The following is a 4,631-nucleotide window of genomic DNA, read 5'->3' as shown; positions in this document are numbered from 1 at the left end:
AGTAAGCCCCCACTTTCCAGCTATCCATCTTTTTAATATACCAATTTCATCAGGACAGCCTAGGATTTACCCACAGCTTAGAACGTTGCCGACAAACTGAAATCCACTCTTGCGCTGTCCAGATAGTTATCATAAAATTTCTTTTTTATTGGAAAACCAATCGTAAAGGTACTGTACAAATGCTTGTACCGCATCTCAACTCCTACACCAGTACTCATCAAAGTCCGATGTTCCGGCGCTGTATCCCCAGCTACCGTCCCCCAGTCAAAGAAAGGGAACACAGTGAAACGCTTTACCTTGTCTAAGGGAATGTGATACTCAATGCTTGCCGTCAAGCCGCGGTCACCGCCGATAAAACCTTCCTCGTAGCCCCTGACGCTATTGACACCACCGATGAAAAAGCGGTCGGATGCGGCCAGATAATCATCGGCTGCCCACTGTCCATCGATCCTTCCCTGCCAGAATTGACCATTCTTGTAACGTTTCTGCCAAAAGGAATTCAGACGGTAAATCTTGGCCGTCTCTGAGACGCCATCTATGTCACTCCGTCTAGCCAGTACAAAGGAGTGTTTATGATAAAACACGGAAGAATCCCCATAATGGGTAAACGAAACATACGGTATTAGCCGCTGTATCGTATCATCCACCCAAGGCACCACCAGTGCAGTGCCATGTCCGAGTTCCGTTTTCGCCGTCTGACGAACATACTGCAAACCTGCTTCATGACGGGAATGCTCCGTTATATGAAAGGGCATACGCCAAGTCAAAGACAAGGAACTCGACTTACCCTGAACCCCTAAAGGCTTTAGCTCCCCATTTGTCACTTTCGTCGTATTGCCCGAATAGTTGAGTTCCAGCCGCATCCCTTTTTTAGAAATTGGGAAACTGTACCCCAAGGACCAGGCCTTAGTGCCCTGACTGCGGATAAAACTTGTCCATAGAGCGTCTCGTTGACCAGTCAAACTTTTCATATTATAGAAAAGACCTTCACGCCATCGTCCGCTGCTTTCGTACCCATCGTTATCCACATAGAGGGTCACATTCTGGTTCTGCGGCTCAAAGGCTATGATCTCATAGTCGGTTGTATTTTCTTTGTTGCCAGGCTTCAGCACCACTCGGAGCTGCATGTCATTGGTGCCATGGAACCAACGCAAGTCGCGGTTCAGCTTATCGACGTTGGCAATCTCCCCCGCTTTCAGTCCCAGCCTATCCGTGATATAGCCGGTTTTCGTATGACGGTTGCCCGTGATCTTGACTTCTCCCGTTTTGCCTTCGATAAGACGAATCTCCACGACGCCTTCATGAATCCGCTGCGGTGGCAGGACTGCTCCGCAGGTCATATACCCCTTATCCTTATAAAGTCCTGTAATCTGCTCGGCCATGGCCCACAGATCCTTTACCGTAATCTGTCGCCCGATGTAAGCATCCACAACAGCCTGGATTTCCTCTGATGTCAAGATTTCCGAGGGACTCCACTTAACCTTCTTCAACTCAAAGCTGATGTCTGTGCCGTTATCATCCGCAGGCGCCGTTTCTTCTTTTTCCACCTTGTTCTTCTTTGCAGCCTCGTCCTCGGCAATCTGTTCCATCACTCGTTCCCGTTCCATATCCCTGCGGTCACGCTCCATCTGCGCACCAGCATCCATGCCACCTGCTGACTCCGCAGCAACAGTCGCCTGGCCTCCTGCTAGTAATCCCAAAGCAAGCACCAAACAAATCGAATCAGATCTTTTCATCAGTTATCACCTGTTTATTGTAATATTGTTTTGTTATTTTCATTATCCCTTATTTATATATCGTATTATTTGTTCTTTTCCTTAAGCGATCTCACTTATTGTCAGGATAGAGGATTTCTGTCAATGCTATCAGCAATTCAAAGTGCTGATAGTCCTTGCGGTCTGACCAATCTCCGCCCCAGGTAAATCCATGTTCCGTAAACAACTTATATGGCAGGGAATCCTTATCGATCCAGTGGCAACGTACAATCATCCTTGTAGGATTTCCCCTTGATGCGCGCAAATATTTTTGCACAGCCATTTCACATCCCCCTCTCACCCTTGAAAATTCGCTGCCACCAGCATAAATACCTGCCCTCACAATGCAAAAACACCTCGAAACCCTTTCATAGGATTTCGAGGTGTTCATAGTTTTATTTGTCACGTAGCAAGTGCTGCCCGCAGTTTGGCTTTCATCAGCTCCACATTTGGCGCCACGCCTGTCCATTTGACAAAGGCGGCCGCGCCCTGGCCGGCGAGCATTCCCTCGCCATTGAGCACACGATGGCCGTACTCGCGTGCCTCACGCAGCAGACGCGTCTCAGCTGGTGTATAGATGATATCGTAGACAAAGGCATCAGCTTTGACTTTTGACCAGTCAACGGGCGGCATGGCGTCAACATGAGGCGTCATACCCAGCGGCGTAGTATTGACCAGCAAGTCAGCGGCTGACAGCTTAGCGGCAAAATCCTCACTTTCCCAATGGCTAACCGTAAGCGTTCCATAGGCGCTGAACTCATCCACCAGCGGCTGCACCTTCTCAGGGCTGCGCACGCCGATATAGATGGCCTGCACCCCTGCCTTGATAAGCCCCCAGACCACGGCACGGGCAGCGCCGCCTGCGCCTAAGAGCACCACCGTCTTGCCCTGCGGCACAAAGCCAGCATCGACAAGTGCCTGGATAAAGCCCGTCACATCGGTGTTATAGCCCGTCAGATGACCATCATCATTGACGACGGTATTGACCGCCCCGATGATGCGCGCATCTTCATCGATAGCATCCAGCAGCGGCATGATGGCCGTCTTGTGCGGGATCGTGACATTCCAGCCGCGAAACTGCAGCGCCTTGAGACCTGCCACAGCCGCGGGCAAATCTTCAGGCCGTACCGGCAATGCCGTGTAGACATAGTCAACACCCGCCTTGCCGATGGCTGCATTCTGCAAGACCGGCGACAAGGAATGTGCAATCGGCCAGCCCAACACACCGAGATTTTTCGTCTTTCCCGTAAGCATACAATGACCTCCTTTGCCTCAGCAACTACTCAGGCATGCTCCTCACGCGTCTTGGATAAGAGTTCCATCTTGAGCTCGTAGTAAGCCGGCGTCATGTCAAGATAATGACGGTGCGGATTCTCAAAACGCTGTTCCTCTTCCCAAATCTCATTTTCGAGCTGCTGTTTGACATAGTTGCGGATCTCATCGAGAGTCGGCAGCTCCTCCGTGCGCTTGCCCTGACGCACGTAGAGCTTGCGCAGGTTCTTGATGGTGCAGCCCTCAAACACGCGGTTCTTCCACGGCTTGACCGGGTCGACATAGCGGAACGGCTGGGAAAGGTCGATGGGCTCACCGCAGACCGCGAGCATATCTGCTACGGCATGGCCATCGGCATCGTAGACACGGTAAAGGTCCTTGAGTCCCGGGTTCGTGATCTTCTCGATATTCTCCGAGACCTTGATGCGCGGTGCGAATTCGCCATTCTCGCCGACAGCCGCCAGCTTGTAGACCGCGCCGAATACCGGCTCGGATTTCGCCGTGATCAGGCGCTCGCCGATGCCGAAACTGTCGATGCAGGCATCCTGATTCAGCAGCGACGTCACGGTGAACTCGTCCAGGCTGTTGGAGACGACAATCTTGCAGTCCTCAAGGCCGGCCTTGTCGAGCATCTTGCGCACGCGCTTGGAAAGGTACGCCAGGTCACCCGAGTCGATGCGGATGCCGACGAGGCGCTTGCCCATCGGCTCCAAGACCTCATGGGCCACGCGGATGGCATTCGGGATGCCCGAATGGATGACATCATAGGTATCGACCAGCAGCACCGTCGCATCCGGATACGTCTCGGCATATTTCTTGAAGGCCGTATACTCATCCTTATAGAACATGACCCAGCTATGGGCCATCGTGCCCGAAATCGGGATGTTGAACATCTGGCCGGCCGATACCGTAGCCGTGCCGACGACACCGCCGATATAGGCAGCCCGCGCGCCATAGGTCGCTGCGTCCATGTTATGGGCCCGGCGGGCACCGAAATCCGACACGGCCCGGCCGTTGGCTGCCTTGACGATGCGGCGCGCCTTCGTCGCGATCAGCGACTGATGGTTGATCTGCGCGAGGATTGCCGTCTCGACGAGCTGCGCATCGATAAGAGGTGCCACCACCGTGATGCACGGCTCATTCGGATACATGATCGTGCCCTCCGGCAGCGCATAGATATCGCCCGAGAAATGGAAGTTCTCCAGATATTGCAGGAACTCCTCCGAGAAGATCCCCTGCTGGCGGAAATACTCGACATCTTCCTTCGAGAACTCCATGTTCTCCACGTACTCGATAATCTGCTCCAAGCCGGCAAAGATTGCAAAGCCGCCCTTGTCGGGATTCGCACGATAAAAAACATCGAAGGCCACCTGTACGTCCTTATCATGATCCTGGAAATAACCATTGGCCATGGTCATTTCATAAAAATCCATCATCATGGTAATGTTTCGTTTGTCAAATTGTGTCAAAAAAGACACCTCCTGTTTGCAGCTCAGCCGCATCATAAAAAAATATACAGGACTAATTATATCATTCCGCGCTGGCTATGGCAAAAAAATACGGATATTCCACACAAAAACGGTGCATCGTCTGCTCTGCCAAACG

Annotated in this window: 4 protein-coding genes; all 4 read right to left on the bottom strand. The window is 52.1% G+C overall.

Annotation, left to right across the window (positions count from 1 at the left end):
* Nucleotides 1-77 precede the first annotated feature (77 nt).
* Complete coding sequence (locus tag FZ041_RS09390; protein WP_255449332.1) at nucleotides 78-1,736, bottom strand: ShlB/FhaC/HecB family hemolysin secretion/activation protein; 1,659 nt, start codon at nucleotides 1,734-1,736, stop codon at nucleotides 78-80.
* Nucleotides 1,737-1,827: 91 nt separating this feature from the next.
* On the bottom strand, nucleotides 1,828-1,989 hold the full coding sequence (locus FZ041_RS14575; RefSeq protein ID WP_222931153.1) for a M15 family metallopeptidase: 162 nt from the start codon (nucleotides 1,987-1,989) through the stop codon (nucleotides 1,828-1,830).
* Nucleotides 1,990-2,156: 167 nt separating this feature from the next.
* Nucleotides 2,157-3,008, bottom strand: coding sequence for a shikimate dehydrogenase (locus tag FZ041_RS09380; RefSeq protein WP_149189371.1), 852 nt, complete (start codon nucleotides 3,006-3,008; stop codon nucleotides 2,157-2,159).
* A 29-nt stretch (nucleotides 3,009-3,037) separates the two neighbouring features.
* Nucleotides 3,038-4,495: a nicotinate phosphoribosyltransferase gene (locus FZ041_RS09375; protein ID WP_149189370.1), complete on the bottom strand. Its 1,458-nt coding sequence runs from the start codon at nucleotides 4,493-4,495 to the stop codon at nucleotides 3,038-3,040.
* Between the last annotated feature and the right edge of the window lie 136 nt (nucleotides 4,496-4,631).

Origin of the sequence: Pseudoselenomonas caprae, assembly GCF_008271345.1 — a bacterium.
GTDB lineage: Bacteria > Bacillota > Negativicutes > Selenomonadales > Selenomonadaceae > Selenomonas_A > Selenomonas_A caprae.
This window is presented reverse-complemented; position numbering and strand designations above follow the sequence as displayed.